General features: G+C 50.2%; 2 protein-coding genes. Both read left to right on the top strand.

Going from position 1 to position 5,934, the window contains the following annotated elements:
• Nucleotides 1-2,422 (top strand): methyl-accepting chemotaxis protein (locus RMO35_RS12855; protein WP_309741685.1); only part of this gene is annotated, 2,422 nt, incomplete at its 5' end.
• Between the two features lie 181 nt (nucleotides 2,423-2,603).
• On the top strand, nucleotides 2,604-5,891 hold the full coding sequence (locus RMO35_RS12850) for a response regulator (protein WP_309741684.1): 3,288 nt from the start codon (nucleotides 2,604-2,606) through the stop codon (nucleotides 5,889-5,891).
• Nucleotides 5,892-5,934: the final 43 nt, after the last annotated feature.

Genomic DNA, 5,934 nt, shown 5'->3' with positions numbered 1-5,934 from the left:
TGCTGAAGCAGTCGCTCCTGGCACTTTATCGATTTTAGGTGAAGTACTCGATCGGTCGTTATTCGATCGCCAGCAAATATTAAGTTACGGCAAGGGTCAGATTTCGACGATCGCCGATATCGAACGAGCGAGGTTCACAGGTGTCCAAATCGCCAATCTGCAACGTTTACAAGTGCGGGCAAGTGTCTCGATCCCAATTTTAGTCAACAATAAATTGGCGGGGCTAATCGTTGGCGATATGTGTCACGCGACGCGTAATTGGAAGCCAGAACTCCTCGAAACACTCGCGCAGATTGCCGTTCAAGTCGGACTGGTCTTAAATCAGGCGCAACTCTTTGCCCAAAGAGAAGATGATGCGCGTAAATTGCAGATTATTTCCAATTTCACCCTACAACTGCGGCAATCGCTCAAACGGCAGGATGTACTCAATACCGCCGTCGAACTAGTCCGCTATGCCTTGGATCTCGATCGAGCTGTCATTTTCGAGTTAGATGCAGATTTTAAAGGTCTGATTACTGCCGAATCAGTCGCTCTAGACAAACTGGCGCTGCTGGGCACTACGTTTGATGATTGTTGTATTAAAGATGCTGGCTACGAGCGCGGCAAGATAACGGCATTTGCGGATATTTATGAGGCGGGGTTGACACCATGCCATATCCAGATGCTCGAACAGATCCAAGTGCGGGCAAATTTGGTCGTACCGATTTCGCTTGACGGGCACTTATTTGGACTACTAATCGGACATGAATGTCGAGCACCGCGCGCGTGGCAACCCGATGAAATTAATTTATTCAACCAGTTGGCGACTCAACTTGCCCTCGCACTCAACCAAGCCTTACTGATCGAACAACGCGAAGCCGCCGCCAAAAGGTCGCAATTAATCTCCGAGATTACCCTCAAACTGCGACAATCGATGGATGAAGCCGAGATTCTAAATATGGCGTTGCCCGAAATGCGTGAGGCGCTAGGACTCGATCGAGCCAGTATTCTGATTGTCGATAGCAACGGGGAAGGTGAGGGGAAAATTATTGCTGAATCGGTGATATCGCCAGAATTTTCGATCCTGGGGGCGACGATCCCGGCAGACTTTATGTTTGAAGTCCTGGGTCAAGGTTATGTCGAAGGCTCGTACATTCAAGTTGACAATCTTCAGAATTCTAACTTGAGTGCAGCGCTCAACGCTCAGTTGCGCAACATGCACATTAAGTCGATCTTTACCACCCCGATTATCGTCAACAATAAATTTTTCGCAATCTTTAGCGGCACTATGTGTCAGCAGGAGCGCCGCTGGCAAAAGTCCGAGATCGATCTGCTCGTCCAGATCGCCGCGCAAGTCGGGGTCGCCCTCAGCCAAGCACAGCTTGTCGGGCAATTGGAACTGGCAAATTTCCAACAGTCGGCATATGCCGCCAGTCAAGAAGCTGCCCGCCAGACACTCCAAAAACACGCCTGGGATTTGCTGCTGCAAGTCGATCGGATCTCTCAAGGCGATCTGACGCTCCGCGCCCATGTCACCGAAGATGAAATCGGGACGATCGCCGATTCCTACAATTCGACGGTACAGAGCCTGCGGGGTTTAGTCAATAGCGTCCGCAGCGTCTCCCAAGAAGTAGTGACTACCGCCACGATCAATGAGATTTCGGTAGCCGAACTCTCGATCGAAGCCCTCCAACAGTCTGAAGACATTGGGTTGGCACTGAGTCGCCTGCGCGATATGTCCGGCTCGATCGATCTAGTCGTCAACAATGCCCTGATTGCCGAGTCAGCGGTGATGGAATCGGCGGAACTAGTCCAAGCTGGAGACGCCGCGATGAATCTAGCCGTCGAAGGGATTCTGACAATTCGGAATACAGTTGCCGAAACCGCCAAAAAAGTCAAGCGACTCGGTGAATCTTCTCAAAAGATCTCCAAAGTTGTCAATCTGATCGGTAGCTTTGCCGCTCAAACCAACCTGCTCGCACTCAATGCCAGTATTGAGGCAGCCCGCGCGGGTGAAGAAGGACGCGGCTTTGCAGTCGTCGCCGAAGAAGTGCGCTCCCTAGCGCGCCAATCTGCCGCCGCTACGGGTGAAATCGAAAATCTCGTCGCCAGCATCCAAGCGCAGACGAGTGAAGTCGTCATGGCAATGGAAGCAGGCACCGAGCAAGTAGTGATCGGGACAAAATTAGTCGATGAAACTCGATCGAGTCTCAACCGAATTACCGCCATCAGTCTCAAAATCGGCGAACTAGTCGAATCGATCGCCCAGGCGGCACTCCTCCAGTCCGAAAGTTCCGCCCAAGTGACCCAAAGCATCGATCGAGTCGCCGATATTTCCCAGAAAACTTCACTCCGCGCCGATAACGTTCAAGCTTCATTCCAAGATCTCCTTCAGCTCGCTCAAGAGCTACAGAAGAATGTCGGTCAGTTTAAGATTGAGTAAATAGTGAATGGTGAATAGTGGATAGTGAATAGTGAATGGTGAATGGTGAATGGTGAAGAAAAAAACTAAAGCAATAAACAACTTTCATTCTTAACTTACTTAAGCCTATATTTTAATCCAATCATCAGATCTTGTTGCTATCCACTATCCACTATCCACTATCCACTATCCACTACCTCCCATGTACATCGACCCTGAATTACGAGATCGAGTTTATCAGCTCTTTAGCTTGGAAGTACCCAAGATGTTGCAGCAGATCGAAACAGAACTCGTGACATTGAGTATCGATCGCAGTGCGACTAAAGTAGATAATTTATTGCGGGCGGCACACTCGATCAAAGGTGGGGCGGCAAGTTTGGGTTTAGAGGCAATTGCCGATCTCGCTCATCAAATCGAAGATATCTTTCGGGTGCTCAATCATCCAGATTTACCTTTCGATAGCAATTTGGATCGACTTTTATTTCGGATCTACGACTGTCTAAATCAACTCGTTACCGCTGAAATTAATGGCGAGCAATTACTTGCCGGATTTCATACGAGCACGCAAATTATTTTGGCCGATCTGGATGAAGAGATCGGCCATTTTGTGATTGCTGGTCAAAAAATTCCTGACAATCGCTTACTCGGAGTCGATCTGACGCAATCAATTTTTGAAGTGGATATCGCTCAGAGTTTAGCCAGACTCGAACGCGTCCTCCTCGATCCCGAATGCGATCGGATCGTAGTCGGAGAGTTCCGCGCTCAATCAGAGGTATTTACAGGAATTGCCAGTCTGACTGATACGCCTGGATTTGGCGTACTCGCTCAGGCGACGATCGCGGCTTTAGATCGTCATCCCGACCGGGCGAGAGAAATTTGTTGTTTTGCCTTAGTAGATTTTTATGCGGCTCTGACAGCGGCGCTGACTGGCGATCGCGACCGTTGTGGCGCGATCTCTCCCGGTTTTGCATTTTTAATCGCCGAGCTACCCACAGCACAGCGGGAGGGGGCTGAAGCAGTAGCCGCTGGAGTAGACCAAGTTGAGGTCGCGCGGGACTTATTCGATCTCGCAGATGTCTTTGATGCGCCAACTTGGAGCGCGGTACCTACCGAATTTAAGTCGCTCGGATGGGAAGCACTATTACCGAGCGCGGCGGAAGTTGAGTCTGTCTCGACTGAGGTGCGATCGGCACTAGTTATCGAACAGACAGCAAGTTTGAGTTATGACTTAGTAGATATTTTTGATGTCTCGATCGCCGCTGTCATCCAGAGATCCACCGACGATCGCGCCAATTTGAGCTACGATCTGGTTGAGATCTTCGACACGCCTTGTCAGAGTAGATCGCTGGAGCCACAAATTGCGGTTTATTTACCAACCGACGAGGGAGATTTCGATTTAGTCGATCTCTTCGAGCCACCACTGCCAGCGAGTGTATCACGGGCGAATGCGGCAGTCGAACTAAAAGATCTCGATCGCCATATTGCCGAGATTACTAGCAATTTCGACAAGTTTGCACCGCTGACACTCTCGACATTTGCGCCGCCAGCAACGGCAATTAAGCCAGCACGGCTCAACCAAAAATCGCGGAAAGCGATCGGTACGCCGATGCCCCAATTATCGGTACGGGTGGGACTCGATCGGTTGGAGCGGATGAATAATGTCATGGGCGAACTGGCGATCGAGCGGCATGGCTTGGCGCTATCTAACGAGCAATTTGGGGATACGTTAGGGCGACTCAGATCCAAATGTGCAAATTTTCAGACTATTAGCGACAGACTCAGACAAATTGCCGATACGCTGAGTAGTGCCGCTCCACAGCCGCCGCGTGAGTCGATGTCATCGCCACCCAGTCTCGGTCAGGAATTTGATGTCCTAGAACTCGATCGTTATAGTGAAGTGCAGACGATCGCGCAAGCCACCATCGAGCAACTGGCGCAAATTGAAGAACAGATCGAAGATCTCTCCCTATTTGTCACCCAATCCCACCGCCAAATCGATCGCCAAAAACAGCTCCTGTCACATCTGCGGGACGACCTGATGTGGTCGCGGATGTTGCCCTTGGGTGAAATTCTCAATCGCTTCCCCCGCACCCTCCACGATTTGTCAGTCGAATTTGACAAACCAGTAGACCTCAAAATTACCGGAGCTGGAGTACTAGTCGATCGCGCCGCCATCGACAAACTATTCGACCCGCTAGTGCATCTCCTCCGTAATGCTTTCGATCACGGGATCGACTCCCGTGAAGCCCGTCAAGCTGCTGGTAAGTCCGAACGCGGCGCGATCGCCATCGATGCCTATCATCAGGGCAGTCAGACTGTTATCGATATTACAGATGATGGTCGGGGCATCGACATTAATGCCATTCGCACTAGAGCGATCGCGCGGCAAATATTGACACCCGCCGCCGCAGTTGACGCGACGCGAGAGCAATTGTTAGATTTATTATTCGTACCGGGTTTTTCTACTACCGAGCGGATTACCAAATTATCGGGGCGGGGGATGGGATTGGATATTGTCAAAGCCCAAATCCAGTCGATTAAAGGATCGATCTCGATCGACTCCCAACTCGGACGCGGCACTACTTTTACGCTGCGGATTCCCCTGACGCTGACGATCGCCCAATTGATGATTTGTCAAGTCGGTAATGCTGTTTATGCCTTCCCGGCAGATAGTATCCAAAAAATTGTCGTTCCTACTCCCGCGCAAATGTTCGAGCGAGATCGGCAGTCTTTTTGCCAGTGGCACGATCTGACGATTCCAGTCTACAACCTCGCCGATCTGCTCACCTACTCGATCCCCGTCCCCGAACGGACGATTTCGCTCACACTCAAGAGTAGCGCTCACAACCCTGCTGACTGGTTGGCGCCCCTGTTTTTGATCCGCAGAGGCGACCGGATTGTCGCGCTCCAGATCGATCGGATGATTACCGAGCAAGAGCTGACGATCGCCCCTTTCGGGACATCGATCTCGCCACCGAGCTATAGCTATGGCTGTACGATTTTGGGGGATGGCGAGATCATCCCCGTACTCGATCCACACACCTTGATCCGCGTCTTGGTCGAACAGCCGCAGCCGCTAGTGACAACAGCAGCGGTACCAGCACCAGTGTCCGATTCAATGCCGTCGATCTTGGTCATCGATGACTCTATTACTACCCGTCAAAGTTTATGTCTTTCCCTCGAAAAATTTGGCTATCGCACTATTCCCGCTAAAGATGGTCAAGAAGCACTGCAAATCTTGCGCCAAAAAGTCAGCGAAATTAAATTGGCAATTTGTGACGTGGAGATGCCGAATATGAATGGCTTTGAATTCCTAAATATCTATCGTCAAGACCGGACGATTTCTCACGTCCCAGTGGTGATGTTGACTTCTCGCAGCAATAACAAACATCGCCAATTTGCCGCTCATTTAGGGGCAGTTGACTATTTTATCAAGCCTTATGTCGAACAAGATTTTATGACGGCAATTTCTAAGTTAATCGATGTTTAATAATCGATCGCGTTAATTATAAATGGTAACATTATATGCTTGC

The organism is Chamaesiphon sp. OTE_20_metabat_361 (genome assembly GCF_031364565.1).
The sequence above is the reverse complement of the archived record's forward strand: the minus strand, read 5'-3'. Positions and strand labels throughout refer to the sequence as shown.